Annotated in this window: 19 protein-coding genes; 9 read left to right on the forward strand and 10 right to left on the reverse strand. The window is 72.9% G+C overall.

The genetic code is table 11. The features are described from left to right. Positions 1–65 precede the first annotated feature (65 nt). The 4 genes from LN251_RS11625 to LN251_RS11640 all read right to left on the reverse strand — a co-directional run bounded on the left by LN251_RS11625 (position 66) and on the right by LN251_RS11640 (position 4,212). Positions 66–1,184 (reverse strand): LLM class flavin-dependent oxidoreductase, encoded by a 1,119-nt coding sequence (locus tag LN251_RS11625; protein ID WP_458244365.1) that lies wholly within the window; start codon positions 1,182–1,184, stop codon positions 66–68. A gap of 98 nt (positions 1,185–1,282) precedes the next feature. Further along, entirely contained in the window at positions 1,283–2,053 is a 771-nt protein-coding gene (locus LN251_RS11630; RefSeq protein WP_458244366.1) for an SDR family NAD(P)-dependent oxidoreductase, read from the reverse strand. Positions 2,054–2,065: 12 nt separating this feature from the next. Continuing rightward, a complete protein-coding gene (locus LN251_RS11635) occupies positions 2,066–2,989 on the reverse strand; it encodes a TIGR03619 family F420-dependent LLM class oxidoreductase (protein ID WP_458244367.1) in 924 nt (307 codons plus the stop codon). Further along, positions 2,986–4,212 carry an amidohydrolase family protein gene (locus LN251_RS11640; protein WP_458244368.1) on the reverse strand — a complete coding sequence of 409 codons (1,227 nt, stop codon included), beginning with the start codon at positions 4,210–4,212 and terminating at the stop codon, positions 2,986–2,988. The genes LN251_RS11635 and LN251_RS11640 overlap by 4 nt, the downstream gene beginning before the upstream one ends. A gap of 209 nt (positions 4,213–4,421) precedes the next feature. On the opposite strand from LN251_RS11640, the gene LN251_RS11645 reads away from it, so the two are divergent. Then, positions 4,422–7,379 (forward strand): BTAD domain-containing putative transcriptional regulator, encoded by a 2,958-nt coding sequence (locus tag LN251_RS11645; RefSeq protein WP_458244369.1) that lies wholly within the window; start codon positions 4,422–4,424, stop codon positions 7,377–7,379. 219 nt (positions 7,380–7,598) lie between these two features. After that, positions 7,599–7,772 carry a hypothetical protein gene (locus LN251_RS11650; RefSeq protein ID WP_458244370.1) on the forward strand — a complete coding sequence of 58 codons (174 nt, stop codon included), beginning with the start codon at positions 7,599–7,601 and terminating at the stop codon, positions 7,770–7,772. A gap of 79 nt (positions 7,773–7,851) precedes the next feature. On the opposite strand, the gene LN251_RS11655 is transcribed toward LN251_RS11650, so the two are convergent. Beyond that, entirely contained in the window at positions 7,852–9,312 is a 1,461-nt protein-coding gene (locus tag LN251_RS11655) for an AMP-binding protein (protein ID WP_458244371.1), read from the reverse strand. Positions 9,313–9,405: 93 nt separating this feature from the next. On the opposite strand from LN251_RS11655, the gene LN251_RS11660 reads away from it, so the two are divergent. From LN251_RS11660 to LN251_RS11670, 3 genes are read left to right on the forward strand one after another with little or no spacing between them, the layout of a single operon-like run. Beyond that, positions 9,406–10,554, forward strand: a complete 1,149-nt coding sequence (locus tag LN251_RS11660) for a lipid-transfer protein (protein WP_458244372.1) — start codon at positions 9,406–9,408, stop codon at positions 10,552–10,554. Positions 10,555–10,579: 25 nt separating this feature from the next. Then, a complete protein-coding gene (locus LN251_RS11665; protein WP_458246704.1) occupies positions 10,580–10,996 on the forward strand; it encodes a Zn-ribbon domain-containing OB-fold protein in 417 nt (138 codons plus the stop codon). Then, positions 10,993–11,769 carry an enoyl-CoA hydratase/isomerase family protein gene (locus tag LN251_RS11670; protein WP_458244373.1) on the forward strand — a complete coding sequence of 259 codons (777 nt, stop codon included), beginning with the start codon at positions 10,993–10,995 and terminating at the stop codon, positions 11,767–11,769. The genes LN251_RS11665 and LN251_RS11670 overlap by 4 nt, the downstream gene beginning before the upstream one ends. Before the next feature lie 4 nt (positions 11,770–11,773). On the opposite strand, the gene LN251_RS11675 is transcribed toward LN251_RS11670, so the two are convergent. From LN251_RS11675 to LN251_RS11685, 3 genes are all read right to left on the reverse strand, one after another. Then, positions 11,774–12,235, reverse strand: a complete 462-nt coding sequence (locus LN251_RS11675; protein WP_458244374.1) for a hypothetical protein — start codon at positions 12,233–12,235, stop codon at positions 11,774–11,776. Between the two features lie 405 nt (positions 12,236–12,640). Continuing rightward, on the reverse strand, positions 12,641–14,980 hold the full coding sequence (locus LN251_RS11680) for an outer membrane protein assembly factor BamB family protein (RefSeq protein ID WP_458244375.1): 2,340 nt from the start codon (positions 14,978–14,980) through the stop codon (positions 12,641–12,643). Between the two features lie 183 nt (positions 14,981–15,163). Further along, the gene (locus LN251_RS11685) at positions 15,164–15,898 is read right to left on the reverse strand and encodes a VOC family protein (RefSeq protein ID WP_458244376.1); all 735 of its coding nucleotides are present in this window, start codon (positions 15,896–15,898) and stop codon (positions 15,164–15,166) included. Between the two features lie 135 nt (positions 15,899–16,033). Here LN251_RS11685 and LN251_RS11690 point away from each other — a divergent pair, with 135 nt between their 5' ends. Both LN251_RS11690 and LN251_RS11695 read left to right on the forward strand, forming a co-directional pair. Beyond that, complete coding sequence (locus tag LN251_RS11690) at positions 16,034–16,669, forward strand: TetR family transcriptional regulator (protein WP_142154570.1); 636 nt, start codon at positions 16,034–16,036, stop codon at positions 16,667–16,669. A 179-nt stretch (positions 16,670–16,848) separates the two neighbouring features. Further along, positions 16,849–17,145, forward strand: a complete 297-nt coding sequence (locus tag LN251_RS11695) for a hypothetical protein (RefSeq protein WP_458244377.1) — start codon at positions 16,849–16,851, stop codon at positions 17,143–17,145. Here LN251_RS11695 and LN251_RS11700 read toward each other — a convergent pair. Both LN251_RS11700 and LN251_RS11705 read right to left on the reverse strand, forming a co-directional pair. Next, positions 17,139–17,615, reverse strand: a complete 477-nt coding sequence (locus tag LN251_RS11700; RefSeq protein ID WP_458244378.1) for a nitroreductase/quinone reductase family protein — start codon at positions 17,613–17,615, stop codon at positions 17,139–17,141. The genes LN251_RS11695 and LN251_RS11700 overlap by 7 nt on opposite strands. Further along, on the reverse strand, positions 17,612–18,796 hold the full coding sequence (locus LN251_RS11705) for an acyl-CoA dehydrogenase family protein (RefSeq protein ID WP_458244379.1): 1,185 nt from the start codon (positions 18,794–18,796) through the stop codon (positions 17,612–17,614). Before LN251_RS11705 ends, LN251_RS11700 begins: the two co-directional genes overlap by 4 nt. 76 nt (positions 18,797–18,872) lie before the next feature. Here LN251_RS11705 and LN251_RS11710 point away from each other — a divergent pair, with 76 nt between their 5' ends. Beyond that, a complete protein-coding gene (locus LN251_RS11710; RefSeq protein ID WP_458244380.1) occupies positions 18,873–20,045 on the forward strand; it encodes a thiolase C-terminal domain-containing protein in 1,173 nt (390 codons plus the stop codon). A gap of 82 nt (positions 20,046–20,127) precedes the next feature. Then, on the forward strand, positions 20,128–20,793 hold the full coding sequence (locus LN251_RS11715; RefSeq protein ID WP_458244381.1) for a pyridoxine/pyridoxamine 5'-phosphate oxidase: 666 nt from the start codon (positions 20,128–20,130) through the stop codon (positions 20,791–20,793). The last annotated feature ends 2 nt before the right edge of the window (positions 20,794–20,795 follow it).

Consider the following 20,795-nt stretch of genomic DNA (forward strand, 5'->3'; position numbering starts at 1 on the left):
CCCACCTAAAGGGGCGCGAGGAACTGCGCGACCAGCCCCCGCACACCCGCAGCCGCCGTACGACCTCAGACAGCCCCCCGGAACCGCGAGGTCCGATGCACAGGGTCCGTGTCGATCTTCGGAATCACGTGCTCCCCGATCAGCCGGATCGTCTGCAGCGTCTCCTCCTTCGGCACCCCCACCGGCAGCCCGAAGCTCAGCTGGTCCGCCCCGGCCTGCTCCCACCGCTTGCACTGCGTGAGCACCTCGTCGGGGTCGCCGCAGATCAGCAGCTCCTCCTCGATCAGCACCTCCACGAACTCCGGCGTGTACTCGGGCAGCGTCTCCGGCCACTCCGGGAACCCCTCGGGGCGGGGGAAGGTGTCGTGGTACCGGAACACCAGCGAGGGCAGGTAGTGCAGTCCGCCGTGCACGGCGATGTCGATCGCCTCGTCGTGCGTCGGCGCGCAGATGGCCGTGGTCGTCACCATCACGTTGTCGTTGACGAAGTCGCCGATCGGCTCGGCGTTCACGATCGCCGTCTTGTACTGCTCCAGCACCCATTCCATGTCGGAGACCTTCTGGATGCTGAAGCCCAGTACGCCGAGCCCCTTCTTCGCGGCCATCGCGTACGACGGCGGCGACCCGGCGGCGTACCACATGGCCGGGTGCGACTTGCCGTACGGCTTGGGCAGGACCTTGCGCGGCGGCAGCTGCCAGAACTTGCCCTGGAAGCCTGCGTACTCGTCCTGGAGCCACATCTTGGGGAACTCGGCGATGGTCTCTTCCCAGATCTCCTTGGTGTAGTTCATGTCGGTCACGCCGGGGATGAATCCGAGGATCTCGTGCGAGCCGGCACCCCGCCCGCTGCCGAACTCGAAGCGGTTCTCGGTGAGGTGGTCGAGCATCGCGACCTTCTCGGCGACCTTCACCGGGTGGTTGACCTGCGCGAGCGGGTTGAAGATGCCGGATCCGAGGTGGATGCGGTCGGTCGCGTGCGCCAGGTAGCCGAGGAACACGTCGTTGGCGGAGAGGTGGGAGTACTCCTCCAGGAAGTGGTGCTCGGACGCCCACGCGTACTTGAAGCCCGACTTGTCCGCCTGGATGACGTACTCGGTCTCCTCCATCAGCGCCTTGTGCTCAGCGAGCGGATCGGTCTCGGCGCGCTTGCCCACATACCCCTGTACAAAGAGCCCGAATTCCACGGAGGTTCACCGTCCCCGGTTCTGGAGTTTTCTGACGCTCCGTCAGTTTTGGATGACTGTTGCACCACCGACCAGGAGGGTCAAGAGCTGATGGCCCGTCAGATGAGGTTGACGCCCGCCAGCCACCCGCCGTCGATCACGAAGGGCTGGCCGGTGATGTACGAGGAGTCCTCGCACGTCAGGAACAGCGCCAGCCGCGCCACCTCGGACGGCTTGCCGATCCGCCCGAGCGGCACGAGCTTGCGGTACAGCTCGTCCAGCGCCCGGCCGGTCTCCTCCGCGTCGGCCGTCGGGTCCAGTTGGGCCGGGTTGGACATCGCGGTGTCGATGGCGCCGGGACACATGGCGTTGACGCGGATGCCGCGGTGGGCGAGCTCCAGCGCCGCCACCCGGGTGAGGCCGAGGATGGCGTGCTTGGTGGCGGCGTAGGTGCCGACCGCCGCCATGCCGGTCACCGCCGTGTAGGAGGCGGTGTTGACGATCGTGCCGCCGTCCTCCATCACCGGTGCCACCGTCCTGATACCGAGGAAGCAGCCGACCTGGTTGACCCGCACGACCTGCATGAACTCGTCGAGGGGCGTGTCGACCAGGGAGTTGAAGCGCAGGATGCCGGCGTTGTTGACCAGGCCGTCGATCCGGCCGTGGGCGTCCTTGACCGTGCTGACGGCCGCCCGCCACTGCTCCTCCTCGCCGACGTCGAGGTGGACGTACCGGCCGCCGATCTCCCGCGCGAGCGCCTCGCCCTGGTCGTCGAGGACGTCGGCGACGACGACCTCGGCCCCCTCCGCCCGGAACAGGCGGGCCTCCTGCTCGCCCTGTCCGCGCGCCGCGCCGGTGACGAGCACGACGCGTCCGTCCAGCTTGCCCATGCCACAACTCCTCTACAGGTCGGGTGCGACGTCGGCGCCGAAGGCCGCCATCTGGTCGGTGAGTTCGCCGCGGCTGCGGCAGCGGAACCGCACCTGGATCTGGTGCACGCCCATCGCGCCGTAGGCGCGCAGGGACTCGGCGAGCCGGTCCGGGGGGCCGGTCAGAGTACGGCGGCCGACGTCCCAGGCGGGTGTGCCGACGTACAGGGGCTCGGTGATGGCGCCGACGGTCAGCGGTTCCTCGACGCCGGCCTCGGCGCGCAGCCGCCCCAGGCGGGCGATCTGCTCGGGCAGGCGCTCGCGCGGGTCGCCCTGCGGCAGCCAGCCGTCCCCCCTGAGCGCGGCCCGGCGCACGGCGGCGGGCGAGGAACCGCCGACCCAGAGCGGAACGCGGTCCTGGGCCGGGCGGGGCCGCTGGCCCAGGCCCTCGAAGTCGTGGCGCTTGCCGTGGTGTTCGGGGAACTCCTCGGCGCCTAGGGCCGCGCGCAGGGCGTCGATCGTCTCGTCCAGGACCGCCCCGCGCCGCTCGAAGTCCACGCCCAGCACCTCGAACTCCTCGCGCACATGCCCGGCCCCGACCCCGAGGATCAGACGGCCCGCGCTGAGGTGGTCGAGGGTGGCGTACTGCTTGGCCGTGAGCAGGGGGTGGCGCAGCCCCACGATCGCCACATGGCTCAGCAGCCGGACGCGTTCGGTCGCCGCCGCCAGGAAGGCGAGGGTGGCGACGGGGTCGTACCAGACCGTGCTCATCGCGGGGGCGAGCCGGCGCGGGATGGCCACGTGGTCGCAGGAGGCGATGTAGTCGAAGCCCGCGCGGTCCGCGGTCCGGGCGACGGCGAGCAGGTCCTCGGGGCCGGCCGCGGCCTCCCAGGGCTCGGCGTACATCGTGCTCTGCGACTGGACGGGCAGTTGGATGCCGTACGACAGCGCGGTCACGGTCGCCAGAGCCCCTCGGGGGTCAGTCCCAGCAGGTCGATGGCGTTGCCGCGCACGATCCGCTCCACGGTCGCCGGGTCGAGGTGGCCCATTTGCGCCTCGCCGACCTCGCGGGACTTGGGCCAGGTGGAGTCGGAGTGCGGGTAGTCGGTCTCGTACAGGACGTTGCCGACGCCGATGGCGTCCAGGTTGCGCAGTCCGAAGGCATCGTCGAAGAAGCAGCCGTAGACGTGCTCGGCGAACAGCTCCGACGGCGGCCGGTGCACCTTGTCGGCGACGCCGCCCCAGCCGCGGTTCTCCTCCCAGACGACGTCCGCGCGTTCCAGGATGTAGGGGATCCAGCCGATCTGGCCCTCGGCGTACATCACCTTCAGGTTCGGGAAGCGCTCGAACTTGCCGCTCATCAGCCAGTCGACCATGGAGAAGCAGCAGTTGGCGAACGTGATCGTCGAACCGACGGCGGGCGGGGCGTCCTTGGAGGTGGACGGCATCCGGCTGCTGGAGCCGATGTGCATGGCGACGACCGTGCCGGTCTCGTCGCAGGCGGCGAGGAAGGGGTCCCAGTCGTCGGAGTGCACGGAGGGCAGGCCCAGGTGCGGGGGTATCTCGGAGAAGGCGACCGCGCGGACCCCGCGGGCGGCGTTGCGGCGGACCTCGGCGGCGGCAAGCTCGGCGTCCCAGAGCGGGATGAGCGTGAGGGGGACGAGCCGGCCCCGCGCGTCAGGGCCGCACCACTCCTCCACCATCCAGTCGTTGTAGGCCCGCACGCACAGCAGGGCCAGCTCGTGGTCCTTGGCCTCGGTGAAGGTCTGCCCGCAAAAACGCGGGAAGGTCGGGAAGCAGACGGCGGACTGGACGTGGTTGACGTCCATGTCGGCCAGCCGCCGTGGGACGTCGTAGGACCCCGGGCGCATCTGCTCGTAGGTGATGACCTCGAGTTTGATCTCGTCCCGGGAGTAGCCCACGGCCGTGTCGAGGCGGGTCAGGGGGCGCTGGAGCTCCTCGTAGAGCCACCAGTCGCCCAGCGGGCCGTCGTCTCCGGGGGCGCCCATGACGGGGCGGAAGCGGCCGCCGAGGAAGGAGATCTCCTTCAGCGGGGCGCGGACGATGCGGGGGCCGACGTCCAGGTACTTCTTCGGCAGACGGCTCTGCCAGACGTCCGCGGGCTCCACGGTGTGGTCGTCGACGGAGATGATCTGAGGGAACGTCAGGTCGGTGTCCATGGCGCTCACGGTAGCGCCGATCTGACGAACCGTCAGCTACGAGTCGGCGGGCTGTTTCCGGTGCGGGTCTGTGCGGAAGTGTGCGAAGGCCGCGTGAGGGCCTTGTGACATACCGCCCGTCCGGCCGTGACCGCCCCCTCCACAGCTGACGCATCCGCCCTGGACAAGGCAGACTGACGGGGTTGCTCACTGTGTCTAGGGGGACGGCGATGGTCGACCGTGTACCGCGGGTGCCCGAGCAGAGGCGTTCGAGCCCCTCTGCGGAGCCTGCGGCCCTGTGCTTCGGCGTGCTCGGACCCGTGCGCGCCCGGCGCGGGGACGAGTCGTTGAACACGGGCTCCCCGCAGCAACGCGCCCTGCTGGCCGCCCTGCTGCTGCGCGAGGGCCGTACGGCGACCGCCGCCGAGCTGATCGACGCCCTGTGGGGCGAGGAACCGCCGTCGCAGGCGCTGGCGGCGGTGCGCACGTACGCGTCGCGACTGCGCAAGGTGCTGGACGCCGGGGTGCTGGTGAGCGAGTCGGGCGGCTACGCGATCCGCGGCCTGGCCGAGGGCGCCCTCGACCTGGCGGTCGCCCAGGACCTGGCGACCGAGGCGGAGAAGGCCAAGAGCGCCGGGGACCTGAGCCACGCCCGCGAGGTGCTGGGCCGCGCGCTGGCCCTGTGGGACGGGGAGACACTCGCGGGCGTGCCCGGCCCCTACGCGGAGGCCCAGCGCGTCCGCCTGGAGGAGTGGCGTCTGCAACTCCTCGAATCCCGCCTGGACATGGACCTGGAGCAGGGCTGCCACGCGGAGGCCGTCTCCGAGCTCACCGCCCTCACCGCGGCCCACCCGCTGCGCGAGCGCCTGCGCGAGCTGCTGATGCTGGCGCTCTACCGCAGCGGCCGGCAGGCGGAGGCCCTCGCGGTGTACGCGGACACCCGCCGGCTGCTGGCCGACGAACTGGGCGTCGACCCCCGCCCGGCCCTGCGGGAGCTGCAGCAGCGCATCCTGGAGGCCGACCCGGGCCTGGCGGAGCCCTCCGCCCCGCCGGCCGAGCCCGCCGCCGCACCCGTGCGTCCGGCCCAGCTCCCCGCCACCGTCCCGGACTTCACGGGCCGGGCGGCCTTCGTGCGCGAGCTCGGCGAGGTCCTGTCCTTGGCCGAGGGCCGGGTGATGGCCGTGTCGGCGCTGGCCGGGATCGGCGGCGTCGGCAAGACGACGCTCGCGGTGCACGTCGCCCACCAGGCCCGGTCGGCCTTCCCCGACGGCCAGCTCTACGTCGACCTGATGGGCGCCGGGGCGCGGGCCGCCGAACCGGAGACCGTGCTGGGCTCCTTCCTGCGGGCCCTGGGCACCCCCGACACGGCGATCCCGGACTCCCTGGAGGAACGGGCCGCCCTGTACCGCTCGGTCCTCGACGGCCGCCGGGTCCTGGTCCTGCTGGACAACGCCCGGGACGCGGCCCAGGTGCGTCCGCTGCTGCCCGGGACGGAGGGCTGCGCGGCCCTGGTGACCTCGCGGGTGCGGATGGTGGACCTCGCGGGCGCCCACCTGGTGGACCTCGACGTGATGTCCCCCGACGAGGCGCTGCAACTGTTCACGAAGATCGTCGGCGAGGAGCGGGTCGCGTCGGAGCGGAAGGCCGCCCTGGACGTGGTCGCGGCCTGCGGCTTCCTGCCCCTCGCCATCCGGATCGCCGCGTCCCGGCTGGCCGCGCGCAGGACGTGGACGGTCTCCGTCCTCGCGGCGAAACTGGCGGACGAGCGGCGCCGCCTGGACGAGCTCCAGGCCGGTGACCTGGCGGTCAAGGCCACCTTCGAACTCGGCTACGGCCAGCTGGAGCCGGCCCAGGCCCGCGCCTTCCGGCTGCTCGGGCTCGCGGACGGCCCGGACATCTCCCTGTCCGCCGCCGCGGCCGTCCTCGGCCTCCCGGCGGAGGAGACGGAGGACCTGCTGGAGTCCCTCGTGGACACCTCGCTGCTGGAGTCGGCGGCGCCCGGCCGCTACCGCTACCACGACCTCGTACGGCTCTACGCGCGTGCGTGCGCGGAACGCGACGAGTGGCCGCCGAGTGAGCGGGAGGCCGCCCTGTCCCGCCTGCTGGACTTCTACCTGGCGACGGCGGCGGGCGTGTACGCCCTGGAACGGCCCGGGGACCGGCTGGTGGACCACCTGGAGGGGACGGCGTATCCCGGGGTGCCGTTCACCGACCTGCGCGCGGCGCAGGACTGGCTCTACGCGGAGGCCATCTGCCTGCTCGCGTGCGTGCGGCAGGCCGCGGGACGGCCCGAGACGCTCAGCCGCGCCGTCGACCTGCTCTGGGTCGCGCACGACCTGTCCGAGTCGGGGGCCAACTCCAGGGAGTACGAGGCGACCGCGGAGGCCCTGCTGGAGGCGGCCCGGCGGTACGGCGCCGACCGGGCCGAGGCGCGCGCCCTGATGACGCAGGTGAACGTCCACCACGTCAGCGGCCGTTTCGAGCTGGCGGACCAGGAGGCGGAGCGCGTCACACTCCTCGCGCAGCGGGCGGACGACCTGCTGCCCGTGTGCTGGGCCCGCAACGCCCGCGGCATCATGGCGCTCTACCAGAACCGCCATGAGGACGGCGAGGAGCACCTTTCGCAGGCCATCGAGCACTTCCGCACCCTGAGCGACCGCGCCGGCGAGGCCAGCGCCCTGTGCAACCTGTCCCGCATCCACCTCGCCACCGGCCGGACGGCGAGCGCGGTCGAGCTGGCGCAGCAGGGCCTCGAGCTCTACGACGCCATGGGCAACTCCATGCGGGGTGCGAACGCCCGGTACGCGCTGGGTCTGGCGCTCACCCAGAGCGGCGAGCTGGACGCCGCGGGCCATCGCCTGCACGAGGCCCTGGAGGTGTTCCGGGAGAGCCGCCAGCGCCTGTGGGAGGGCATGAGCCTGTTCCGGCTGGCCGAGGTCGACCTCGCCGCCCGGCGGCCCGCGCAGGCCGCCGCCAACGCCGAGATGGCGCTGACCGTACTGCGCGGCATCGGCGGCGAGTGGCGGCGGGGCAACGTCCTGACCGTCCTCGGCCGCGCTCTCGGCGGCATCGGGCAGCTCGGCCGGGCGCACGTCTGCTGGCAGGAGGCGGTCGGCATCTACGAGGAGCTCGGCTCGCCCGAGGCAGCGGAGGTACGGGCGCTGCTGACTCCCGTACGGGCGGCCTGAACGGCCTCGTCGGGCCGTTCATCATTCGTTTATCGCCGTGCGCCATCCTCGACTCAGTCGATCCGTCGCGTCGGGGGGCAGACGGGTCACTGCGGAGGGTCCCGCACCCACTGATTAGGGTGAACGGCCCGGACAGGCCCGCCCGGTCATCCTCGGGGGAGTGACCGGGCGGGCCTCGCGATCCACGCAGCCGAACAGACCCAAGGGGAGTTGACGAAGATGAGCGACGAGCTCAAGCCGGCCGACATGCACGCCACGGACGCCAAGGCGACCGTCCAGGACATGCACGCCACCGACGAGCCGGTGACGACGGACGACATGCACGCCACCGACGAGCCGCTGGAGACCAAGGACATGCACGCCACGTCGGAGCCGTTCAGGCCGACGAAGTAGGACCGCACACACGGGGGGATCGAGCGCGACGGCCCGGAGGGGAGCCGTCGCGCTCGGCGTGCGTGCGCGGCCGGCGGGTTCAGGGCCGCCGCCCGCGCAGCTCGCCCTTGACCACCTTCCCGCTGGCGTTCCGGGGCAATTGGGGGACGAACTCCACCGCCCTGGGCACCTTGTAGTTCGCCATCTCGCGCCGGGACCAGGCCATCAGGTCGTCCGCCGTCAGCACGGCCCCCGGCCGGCGCACCACGTAGGCCTTGCCGACCTCGCCCAGGCGCGGGTCGGGGACGCCGACGACGGCGACGTCCGCCACGTCCGGGTGCAGGCCGAGGAGTTGCTCTATCTCGGCCGGGTAGGCGTTGAAGCCGCCGACGATGAACACGTCCTCGTAGTAGCCGCGCATGACGTTGAAGCCGCGGACCAGGACCTCTCCGGGGTCGCCGGGCGGTGCCTCGACGCGGACCTCGGTGCCGGGGATCGCCCGGCCCGACGTCGAGGCGATCACCGTGGGGTCGTCGCCGCGGCGGCACATCGTGACGATGCCGCTCGCCTCCGACAGGCCGTACGCCGTCAGGACCGTCTCCACGCCCAGTTCCCCGCGCAGCCGCTCCACCAGCCGCAGCGGCACCACCGCGGCGCCCGTCACCACCAGCCGCAGCGCGGACAGGTCGTGCGCGCCCCGGGCGGGGTGGTCGAGCAGCGACTGGTGCAGGGTGGGCGGTCCGGGCAGCACCGAGACGCGTTCGGCCGCGATGTTGGCCAGGACCGTGTCCACGTCGAACACCGGCTGGGGGATCATCGTCGCGCCCCGCATCAGACAGGCCAGGACGCCGGCCTTGTAACCGAAGGTGTGGAAGAAGGGGTTGACGACGAGGTAGCGGTCGCCCCGGCGCAGTCCGGCGAGGTCGCACCAGATCTCGTACGCCCGCAGCGACTGCGCGTGGGTGATCACCGCGCCCTTGGGGCGGCCCGTCGTGCCGGACGTGAAGACGATGTCCGACGGCCAGGAGCCCTCGACCGCCACCGCGCGCGCCCGCACCCGGCCTGCCGGGACCCCGTCACCGCCCGCCAGGAAGTCCTTCCAGGTCCGGAAGTCGGCGGGCGCGTCGTCGGAGAGCACCACCACCTGCTCCAGGCCGGGCAGTCCCGGCCCCTCGGCGATCGCCCGCCGCAGCGAGGCCACGTACGACGTCCCGAGGAACGTGCCGGTCACGAACAGCAGCCGGGCCCCGCTGCCGCGCAGCACCTCGACGGCCTCCGTGCCCTTGAAGCGCGTGTTGACCGGCACGAGCACCGCCCCGGTCGACACCGCGCCGAGTGCCGCGACGATCCAGTCCAGCGAGTTCGGGGCCCAGATCCCGACCCGGTCGCCGGGCTCGACGCCCGCGGCGAGGCAGGCCGCCGCCGAGCGTTCGACGCGGGCGCCCAGTTCGGCGTACGAGATCCGGGTGCGGCCCTCCACCACCGCCTCGACGTCGGCGTACCGCTCGGCCGCCGACCGGACGAGCCCCGGAATGCTGCCCCACTCCACGTCACCGCGCACAACAGCCCCCAACCTCGTAGCTGACTACCCGTCAGATTAGCTGTAACCTGACGCACTGTCAGCCGCCCTGTCCCCACGCGGAGGTGCCCCGACATGCCCGGACTCAAGGACGCCACCGCGATCGTCGGCATAGGGCAGACCGCCTTCGGCAAGCGGCTCCCCGAGGACGAGCGCACGCTGGCCTGCCGTGCCGTGCTCGCCGCCCTCGACGACGCCGGCATCGCGCCCGGCGAGGTGGACGCCCTCGCCTCCTACACGATGGAGGAGACGGACGAGGTGGAGCTGGCCAAGGCCGTCGGCTTCGGCGACCTGACCTTCTTCAGCAAGGTCGGCTACGGCGGCGGCGGTTCGTGCGCCACCGTCGCCCACCTCGCCGCCGCCATCGCCACCGGACAGGCGAGCGTCGGCGTCGCCTGGCGCTCGCGCAAGCGGGGCTCGGGACCGCGCCCCTGGACCAACACCACCGTCCAGCTCCCCACCCCCGCCCAGTGGACCCGCCCGTTCGGCCTGCTCCGTCCCGCGGACGAGATCGCCATGCTCACGCGCCGCTACATGCACGAGTACGGCGCGACCCGCGACCACCTCTTCAACGTCGCCCTCGCCTGCCGCAACCGCGCGAACCAGAACCCGGCCGCCGTCATGTACGACCGCCCGCTGACCCGCGAGATGTACATGACCTCCCGCTGGATCAGCGAGCCCCTGTGCCTCTTCGACAACTGCCTGGAGACGGACGGCGCGCTGGCCTGCGTGGTGGTCAGCGCCGAGCGCGCCCGGGACTGCCGGCAAACCCCCGTGTACGTCCACTCCGCCGCCCAGGGCCTGCCCGCCCAGCACCACGGCATGGTCAACTACTGGAACGACGACCCGCTCACCGGCCCCGCCTGGACCGCCGCCCGGCACCTGTGGAAGCACGCCGACTTCACCCCCCAGGACGTCGACGTCGCCCAGATCTACGACGCGTTCACCGCGCTGATCCCGCTGTCCCTGGAGGGCTACGGCTTCTGCGGGCGCGGCGAGGGCGGGGCCTTCACCGAGCAGGGCGCTCTGGAGATCGGCGGACGGCTGCCCCTGAACACCGGCGGCGGCGGACTGAGCGAGGCCTACGTGCACGGCTTCAACCTGATCAACGAAGGCGTACGGCAGCTGCGCGGCACCGGCACCGCCCAGGTCCCGGACGCCGCCACCTGCCTCGTCACCGCCGGCGAGGGGGTCCCCACCTCCGCCCTGCTGCTGAGGAGTTGAGGCACACATGCCCTCCGAGCCCGCGATGCTGAGCCCCGTCACCGACGCCGACGGCGCCCCCTTCTGGGGCTACGCCCGCCAGGGCGAACTGCGCGTGCAGGCGTGCGCCGACTGCGGCGAGCCGCGCTTCCCGCCGCGCCCCTGCTGCCCGCACTGCCAGTCCTTCGCCGCCGAGTGGCGCCGCACCGAGGGCCACGGACGCATCTGGTCCTACGTCCGCCCCCACCCGCCACTGCTGCCCGCCTACGCCGAGCAGGCCCCGTACAACGTGATCGTCGTCGAACTCGCCGACGCCCCGCGCGTCCGGCTCGTCGGCAACCTCGTCGCCGAGGCCGGGGCACGGCTGGACTCGGTGCCGCCCGAGCGCATCCGGATCGGCGCGCGGGTACAGGTCGTCTTCACCGACGGCGGACTGCCCCAGTGGGTCCTGGAGCGCCCATGACGAGGACCGTGCGGCTGGCCGCCGACAAGGACACCGGGGTCGCCGTCGTCACCCTCGACCGGCCCGAGCGCCTCAACGCCATCGACCTCGCCATGCGCGACGAACTTCTTCAGGTGTGGCGGGAGTTGCGGTTCGACGACTCCGTACGGGCCGTCGTCCTGACCGGCGCCGGGGAACGGGCCTTCTGCACCGGACTCGACCGGGACGCCGTGGTCCCCCAGCCCTCCTCCCCCTACATGGCCGACGATCCGCTGCTGCGCGTCGGGCCCAAGTCCAACGACCTGTGGAAACCGGTGATCGCCGCGGTGACCGGCATGGCCTGCGGGGGCGCCTTCTACCTCCTCGGGGAGGCGGACTTCCTCGTCGCCGACCCCACCGCCGCATTCTTCGACCCGCACACCACGTACGGCATGGTCAGCGCCTACGAGTCGGTGCTCCTCGCCCAGCGGATGCCGTACGGGGAGGTCGCCCGGATGATGCTCATGGGCACGGCGGAACGGCTCTCCGCCGAGCGCGCCCACGCCATCGGGCTGGTCTCCGAACTCACCGCTCCGGGCGAGGCGTTGGCGGCGGCGACGGAGTGCGCCACCGTGCTCGCCGGGTATCCGGCCGAGGGCGTCCAGGGAACCGTGCGGGCCCTGTGGGCGGCCAGGGAGGGCGCCGTCGCCGCGGGGTTCGCGCAGGCGCCCCCTCTGATCGCGCTCGGCAACCTGCCGGGCGAACGGCAGGCGGAGCTGTTCGCCGGGCGGGGCAAGGGGTTCAGGACGCGGTAGGGGCTCAGCTCGACGCCGGCGCCAGGTCGCGTACCTCGCAGTGGTCGACGCGGGAGACCTGGGCGTCGCCGCCGCCGACGTACTCGCGCAGCGTGACCGTCCCGCTCGCCGGCACCCGTGCCCGGTCGACCTGGGTGGTGACGACGCCGCCCTTGGCGTCGAGGAAGGTGACGGTGACGTCGAAGGTTCCCGCGGTGGTGTTCGGGTTGCTGACCCGGACCGTCGCGTACGGCTGCTTCACGCTCGCGCAGCTCATCAGGACCGCCATCGCGGGCGACGCCGAGGCCGCCGCGGACGACGGGTACGAGCCGCTGCCGCCGGTCGTGGTGGTCGTGTGCCGCGAGGTGTCGTGGTCCTGCGAGGAACTGCTGCACCCGCCACCGCTGCTGTGGTGCTTGCCGATGCCATGATGCCGTCCGGTCGAGAAGCCCGTCAGCGACAGGACCACGAACCCGCTGACAGCCACGAACCTGAGACCACGCCCCCGTATGTTCATACCGCCAGCCTAGGGCCTGCCGTTTGGATCAGGTCGGCTGGAGGGGACGGGTCGTCATGGCCGAGCCGAGCGGGGGCTGGTGCGTTGCGGCTGCAAGGCGGAGGAGGGAGTCGACGCGATGGGGGTCCCTCCGCTCGAGCGATGCCGAGAGTGGGGGAGTCGGCGAGTGACGACAACGCGGCTGGGGGTGTCCCCTCTGGGGGAGTGCGTGCCAGGCCCCGCGACGCCGAACTGATCCGAACGACAGGCCCTCGCGACGGTCCGTCACGAGCGTGTCACCGCGTGGCGGCCGTCGCGCACCGGGCGTAGCGTCATCGGTGACGGCCGCCGTCCGACACCCTTCCGTCAGCAGGTACGACGGCCGTCACCGGCACCTCACGCGGTGCGCGCGGTGCCGGTGCCCTTCTCCGCGTCCAGCGCGTACACGCACCGGTCCTTGCTGCACGCGTACACGACGCCGTCCCGGACCACCGGCGAGCCGGTGATCTCGCCGCCGGTCGCCAGCTTCCAGCGCAGCCGGCCGTCGTCGGCCTTCAGCGTGTACAGCAGGTGGTCGGTGGAGCCGAAGTGGATACGGCCCTCCGCGACGGCCGGGGCGCCGACGATGTCGCCGCCCGCCTGGAAGCGCCACTTGGGCGTGCCCGTGACCGCGTCCAGGGTGTAGAGACCCTTGCCGCTGCCGACGTGGACGTGGCCCGCCGCCACCAGGACCGGGTCGATCGAGGAGCGGGACTCGGTGGCGATGCGCCAGCGGTCGCGGCCGTCGGCGGCGTCGAGGGCGTAGACCGTACCCAGGTAGTCGGCGAGGTAGATGCCGCCGCCGGTGACCGCCGGGCCGGGCGCGAAGGTGGGCGGGGACAGGAAGACCGCGGGGGCCTCGAAGTGCCATTTGACGTGGCCGCCCGCGATGTCGAGGGCCAGCACGCGGGTGCCGGCGGAGACGTACACGTAGCCGTCGGGCGCGGGCGTCACCCGGACCGGGACGCCGCCGCAGGAGGCCGCGTCGCCGATCGGGTAGGACCAGCGCTCGTCGCCCGTGCGGGCGTCCAGGGCGCGCAGCCGGGCGTCCTGCCAGACGTAGACCGTGCCCTCGTGGACGGCGGGCCCGGCCTCGGGCTGCTCGAAGTCGGTCTGCGCGCCGGTGAGCTCCCACAGCTTCTGCCCGTTGGCGGCCTCCCATGCCTGGACGCCGCCGCCGCGCGTGCCGGTGACGACCGTGCCGCGGTCGGCGTGCAGGGAGTACACCCAGGCGTCGGTGGACAGCCGCCACAGGTCCGCGCCCTCCCGGCAGTCCAGGGCGAACAGCGTGGGTCCGTCGGAGGCGTGGATACGGCCGTCCGCGACCGCCATCGACCAGGCGACGTCCCGGGTCTTGAAGCGGCGCCGGCCGGTGGCCACGTCCAGGGCGTGCACCTCGAAGGAGGTGACGTACACGAGGTCGCCGGAGACCGACGGAGTGCCCCAGACGTCGTTGGACATGCGGAACCGCCAGGGCCGCCAGCCGGCCGCCGTCTCCGGGGGCGCGGGTGCCGGCACGGCGGGGCCCACGGCGGGGTCGGCGCCGTTGACGCCGGGGCGGGCCTTGGACCAGGAGGCGGCCAGGGCGGCCTCCGGCGGGGGCGCCTTGACGGCGGCGGCGCGGACGTCGGCGACGCGCGGGCCGGGGCCGATGGGCACCTGGCCGCCGGCCAGCCGGACGGGGCCCGTGTCGGGAGCGCCGACGGGGACGGGTGCCGGGTCGTGCGCGGGCGGCGGCGGGATGGGGGCGGGGACCTGACGGCCGCCCGCGCCGCGGCCGGGACCCTGCGGCACCGGGCGGCCGCCGCGGCCCCGCGCCTCGATGAGGGCGACGGCCTTGTCGGGCAGCCAGGCCGAGGCCGTGCCGCTGTCGTCGGAGCCGGAGCCGAACAGGTGCGGGGCGAGCTGGGCCTGGAGGTCGGCCGGGTTGGGGCGGCCCGTGGCCTCCATCTGCATGCAGGACTCGATCAGCGGGCGCAGCTCGTCCGGCAGGCCCTCCAGGTCCGGGCCCTCGCGCAGCAGCATGAAGACCGTCTCGACCGGGTTGGCGCCGTGGAAGGGCGGGTGACCGGTGGCGGCGAAGACCAGCATCGAGCCGAGCGAGAAGACGTCGCTCGCGCCGGTCACGCTCCGGGAGTCCTTGGCCTGCTCCGGGGACATGTAGGCGGGGGTGCCGACGGCGACGTTCGTCATGGTCAGCCGGGTGTTCGAGACGCCGGAGGCGATACCGAAGTCGATCACCCGGGGGCCGTCCTCGACCACCAGGACGTTCGAGGGCTTGAGGTCACGGTGGACCAGCCCGGCGCCGTGGATGGACTGCAGCGCCTCCGCCACGCCGGCCGCGAGCCAGCGCACGGCCTGGGCAGGAAGCGGCCCGCACTCGTTCACTATCTCCTCGAGCGAGGGCGCGGGGACGTAGGCGGTGGCCAGCCAGGGCACGGCAGCACGCGGGTCGGCGTCGACGACCGCGGCCGTGTAGAAGCCGGAGACCGCCCGGGCCGCCTCCACCTCGCGCGTGAAGCGCACGCGGAAGAGCTGGTCCTCGGCGAGCTCGGTCCGGACCGTCTTGATCGCCACGCGCCGGCCCGACGCCGAGCGCGCGAGATAGACCAGCCCCATGCCGCCGGCTCCCAGCCGTCCCAGCACCTCGAACGGCCCGATCCGCCGCGGATCGTGCTGCGTCAGCTGATCCACCACTCTGCCTGCCACCTCCCCGTACGAGCCGCGCCAGTCACATGATTACGCGACCGAAGTGCAGCGTCTCACCACCGCACCGCCCTGGCGGCACGCACCCCGATTCTTCCTGGCCCGGGCACCTGTGGCGAACCCGGACACGAATCGGGGTGTCTCACCCCAAAACGGAACGATTCCCGGTTCGGCTCAGCGCTCGGGCCGCTCCAGGACGGCGAACGAGGCCCCTTGATTGTCGGTGACGACCGCCACCCTTCCGTACGACGTCTCGAATGGTGGTGCCTGGACGCGGCCGCCGAGCCGGCCGACCGTCACGAGAACCTCCTCGCAGTCCTCGACCGCGAAGTGGACGAGGAAGTGCGGCGGCATCTCGGCCGGGAAGACCTCGGCGACCGCCGCACGGCCGAAGTCGGGCGCGGCGTCCGGACCGAACAGGGCGTCGTGGAACAGCTCGCCGTAGAAGGTGTTGGCGGCCTCGGTGTCGCGGGCGTACAGCTCGGCCCAGGCGAAGGTGCCCGGCTCGTGCCGCCGGCCGAAGCCGGGGTGGCCACCCGGCTCCCAGAGGCCGAAGACCGCACCCTCGGGGTCGGTGACCAGCGCGGTCGTGCCCAGGTCGCCCACCGGCACGGGCGCGGTGACGACCTGGCCGCCGGCCGCCCAGACCCGGTCGGCCAGCGCCTCCACGTCCGGCGTGCAGAAGTACACCGTCCAGACGGTGGGCAGCCGCCCGTCCGCCTTGCGGGCCAGCGCGGCCACCGGCTCGCCCCCCTGGTGCGCCCACACGGAGCCGCCGTAGCGCTGCTCCTCGAAGGTCCACCCGAAGAGCTCACCGTAGAACCGCTTGCCCGCCTCGACGTCGGGAAGCTGCGCGTCCACCCAGCAGGGGACGCCCTCTCCGTACGCGGATGCCCTGTTTTCGGCCATACCGCCAACCTAGCGGCGCCTTGCACACCGCGCAGGACCAGCCACACCTGTCTCCACACCCTCGTGCACCCCATTTGCAGTCGGCCGAATCGCGCTCCGATCACCCCTCGGTAAGCTGACGGCATGACAGGACAAGTGCGTACCGTCGACGGCCGTGTGGCGGGTCGGCGTGGGCAGGCGACCCGGCAGAAGCTGCTCGACTGCCTCAGCGAGATGCTCAGCTCCTCCCCCTACCGGGACGTCAAAGTCATCGATGTCGCCCGGAAGGCGGGGACTTCGCCCGCGACCTTCTACCAGTACTTCCCGGACGTCGAAGGCGCCGTCCTGGAGATCGCCGAGCAAATGGCCACCGAGGGCGGCCAGTTGACGGCACTGCTCGAGGGCCGTTCCTGGGTCGGCAAGGCCGGCTGGCAGACCGCGCAGGAACTCGTGGACGGATTCCTGGAGTTCTGGCGCAAGAACGACGCGATCCTGCGCGTCGTCGACCTCGGCGCGGCCGAGGGCGACAAGCGGTTCTACAAGATCCGCATGAAGATCCTGAACTCGGTGAACAACTCCCTCGCGGACTCGGTCGCCGAGCTGCAGTCCAAGGGCAAGGTCGACAAGGACGTGAACCCGGCCGCGGTCGCCGGTTCACTGGTCGCGATGCTCGCGGCCGTCGCCTCGCACCAGAAGGGCTTCCAGACCTGGGGTGTGAAGCAGGCCGAACTGAAGCCGAACCTGGCGCTGTTGGTGTACCTGGGCGTGACGGGCAAGAAGCCCACGAAGTAGCCCGCCCCTCCTTTCCAGACCCCCAGTCCTGTCTCGCAGGCGGTGGCCCCGGGTGATCGAGCCCGGGACCACCGCCTGCTGTGCTGAGCGGAGGATCCGGCGGCGCTCTGATCGCGGTGAGTGCTTTCCATCCGGTTTGCGTATCTATGGGGAGCTACTCCGCGAAGGGAGACGTACTCATGAACGTCCTCAAGCGAGCGGCCGTCGCCATGGCCTCGGCCGCCCTGATCACCGGCGCCGCGGGGATCGCCGCGGGGCCCGCCCTCGCGACGGGCCAGCCCGATCAGTCCTGCCAGGCCGAGCCCGCGAGCCCCGGCCACGCATCGAGCGCCCCCGGTTCCGCGTTCAACGAGGACCCGGGCGGTGTCGCCGGCGCCAACTACGCCGGTTCCGGCCCTCATTCCGTCCAGAACGCGGGCAGCGGCAACGCGGTGTCCCAGTACGACGTGGCCTGCACCCAGGTCTCGACTCACTGACCGCGACGGGTGATCCGGAAGATCCGGATCTCCCTGTCCACCCGCTCCTGATAGGTGGCGTACGGCGGCCAGAAGACCAGCAGCTCCTTCCAGACCGCCGTCCGCTCCTCACCCCCGAGCAATCGGGCGTGAACGGGAATGTCCGCGCCCCTGAAGCTGATCTCCGCGTCCGGATGGGCGAGGAGGTTGCGGGTCCAGGCGGGGTGGTCCGTACGGCCGAAGTTCGAGCCGACGAGAAGCCAGCTGCGGCCGTCCTCCTCCGGCATGCACGCGAGCGGCGTACGGCGGGGCAGGCCGCTCTTCGCGCCGGTCGAGGTCAGGATGACGCCGGGCAGCATCTGGGCGCTGAGCAGCACTTTCCCGCGGGTCAGGCGGTGCACGGCACGGTCCAGCACGGGGACGACGTGCGGGGCCACTTTCGCGAAGCCCTTCGTCGACGAGATCCTCTGCACCACGCGTTCGCCGATCACACCGCCACCTCCCGGTCGCCGAAGAGCCGCGCCGTGTCGGCCGCGTGTGCCCGCAGCCGGTGTACCGGCCCGAACAGCAGTTCGTCACCGGCGGCTCGCTTGAAGTAGAGATGCGCGTCGTGCTCCCAGGTGAAACCGATGCCGCCGTGCAACTGGATGCCTTCCGCGGCGGCCCGGCGCAGGGCCTCCAGCGCCTGCGCGAGGGCCAGCCCGCCCACGGGCTCGGGTCCGGCGGTGGCCCAGGCCGCGTAGTAGGCCGCCGACCTCGCCGCCTGCACGCCCACGTAGACGTCGGCGAGCCGGTGCTTGACCGCCTGGAAGGAGCCGATCGCCCTCCCGAACTGCTCCCGCTGCCCGACGTACTCGACGGTCCGCTCCAGCGCCCGGTCGGCGGCCCCGACGGCCTCGCAGGCCAGGACGGCGGCGGCCGCGTCGCCCACGGCCGCGAGGGCGCCCAGGACGTCCGCGCCGTCCTCGCCGAGCAGCTCGCCCTCCACGTCACGCAGCTGCAGCCGGGCCTGCGGACGGGTGGCGTCGAGGGCGGTCCGCCGTACGCGCACCAGCCCGTCGGCGTTCCCCCGTACGAGGAAGAGGAGGGTCCGCGAGCGGGCGAAGCCGCCGGTGTGGGCGGCGACCAGCAGCAGCCCCGCGCCGTGCCCGTCCAGCACCTGCTCGACCTGCCCGTACAGCAGCCACCGCTCCCCCGCCCGTCTGGCCTGCACACCCCCGGCCCGTCCGCCGCCGGCCCACGCGCCGCCGTTGTCGCCGGTCAGGGCGAGGGCGGTGGCGAGGGCGGTGCCGGGCACGGCGAGGGCGGCGGTCAGGGCGCCGGAGGCGAGACGGGGCAGCACGGCGGCGCGCTGGGCCTCGGTGCCGAGGGCGAGGACCAGGGGCGCGGCCAGGGCGCAGGTCGCCAGGAGCGGGGTGGGCGCGAGGACCCGGCCGGTCTCCTCGGCGGCCAGGGCGAGCTCGGCCGTGGAGCAGCCGACTCCGTCGTACGCCTCCGGGAGGGCGAGGCCGGGCAGGTCGAGCCGCTCGCCGAGCAGGCTCCACAGGGCCGGGTCGTGGCCGTCCGGGGTGTCCAGGGCGGCGCGCAGCGCCTCGGGGCCGCAGCGTTTGCGGAGCAGTTCGCGCAGGGTGCGGCGGATCTCGTCCTGTTCGGCGGTGAAGCTCGCGTCCATGGCTCTTCCCTCCGGATCTGACGGTCCGTCATATTAGGGGGGCGGGACCGAGATGCCCAGGGGGAGGAGACCTCTCATGACACGCGGGAGCCGCGGGGTGGCCGTGGTCGGCGTCGCCCTGTCCGACTGTGGGCGCGTCGACGACGCGACGCCGTACGCCCTGCACGCCCAGGCGGCCCGCCGCGCCCTCGCGGACGCGGGACTGGACCGGCGGCACGTCGACGGCCTCGCGTCGGCCGGCCTCGGCACGCTGCCGCCGGTCGAGGTGGCCGAGTACCTGGGCCTGCGCCCCACCTGGGTCGACTCCACGGCGGTCGGCGGCTCGACGTGGGAGGTGATGGCGGCGCACGCGGCGGACGTGATCGCGGCCGGGCACGCGAACGCCGTGCTGCTCGTGTACGGCTCCACGGCGCGCGCGGACATCAGGGCGGGCCGGCGCACCGGGAACCTCTCCTTCGGCGCGCGCGGCCCGCTGCAGTTCGAGGTCCCCTACGGCCACACGCTCATCGCCAAGTACGCCATGGCCGCCCGCCGCCACATGATCGAACACGGCACGACGATCGAGCAGTTGGCGGAGGTGGCCGTGCAGGCGAGGGCGAACGCGGCCCTGAATCCCGAGGCGATGTTCCGCGACCCGGTCACGGTGGACGACGTGCTGTCCGGCCCGATGATCGCCGACCCGTTCACCAAGCTGCACTGCTGCATCCGCTCCGACGGCGGGGCGGCGGTGCTGCTGGCGGCCGAGGAGTACGTACGGGACTGCCGTACCGCCCCGGTCCGGGTGCTCGGCACCGGGGAGCACGTCAGCCACGCGGCGATGTCGGAGTGGGCGGACTTCACCGTCTCCCCGGCGGCGGTGAGCGGGAAGCTGGCGTTCGGGCGGGCGGGGGTGCGGCCCGAGGAGATGGACTTCGCGCAGATCTACGACGCCTTCACCTACATGACCCTGGTGACCCTGGAGGACCTGGGGTTCTGCGGGAAGGGGGAGGGCGGGGCGTTCGTGGAGAAGGGCCGGCTGAGGGTGGAGGGCGGGGAGCTGCCGGTGAACACCGACGGGGGCGGGCTGTCGGCGCAGCATCCGGGGATGCGGGGGCTGTTCCTGCTCGTGGAGGCGGTACGGCAGCTGCGCGGGGAGGCCGGAGCCCGTCAAGTGCGCGGACGGGACGGGCAGTTGCCGCGGCTGGGGGTGGCGTCGGGGACGGGCGGCTGGTTCTGCTCGTCGGGGACGGTGGTGCTGGGGCGGGACTGACGGCGGGCGACCTCGTCGCCCGGCACCGAGCTGGTCTGCCCGCGAATCGTTCGGCGGGGTCCGGCGAGGCGATACTCGGCGCATGAGCGAGGATCTCCACGAACTGCTGCGGTCGCTCCGGGTGTGGGACCCGGAGGTCACCGACCTTCGCCCGTTCGACCCGGCCGGTACGCCCGCCGAGCCCCTGCCCCTGTTCACCGCGTGGTTCGCCGAGGCGGTGGCGGCCGGTCAGCCGGAGCCGCACACGATGTCCCTGGCCACCTCCGGCGAGGACGGCGCGGCGGACGTACGGATCGTGATGCTGCACGGCGCGGGCGCGGACGGCTGGACGTTCGCCACGCATGCGAGCAGCCGCAAGGGCAGGCAGCTCCAGGCACGGCCGTACGCCGCCCTCGGCTTCTACTGGCCGCGCCTGGGCCGCCAGGTCCGGCTGCGCGGCCCGGTCACCGCCGCGCCCTCGGCGGAGTCCCAGGGCGATCTGCACGCCCGCTCCACCGGAGCCCTGGCCGCCGCCCTCACCGGCCGGCAGAGCGAGGTCCTGGGGTCGGTCGAGGAGCTGGCGCGGGCCTCCGAGGCGGCCTGGGAGCGGGCCCGGCGGGAGCCCGGCGCGCCCGTGCCCACCTGGACCCTGTACCGGCTGCGGCCCGAGGAGGCGGAGTTCTTCCAGGGCGACGAACGGCGCCGGCACGTGCGGCTCACCTACCGTCGGCAGGACGGTGGTTGGGCCAAGGAGCTGCTGTGGCCGTGACC

The organism is Streptomyces sp. MAI_2237 (genome assembly GCF_054189285.1).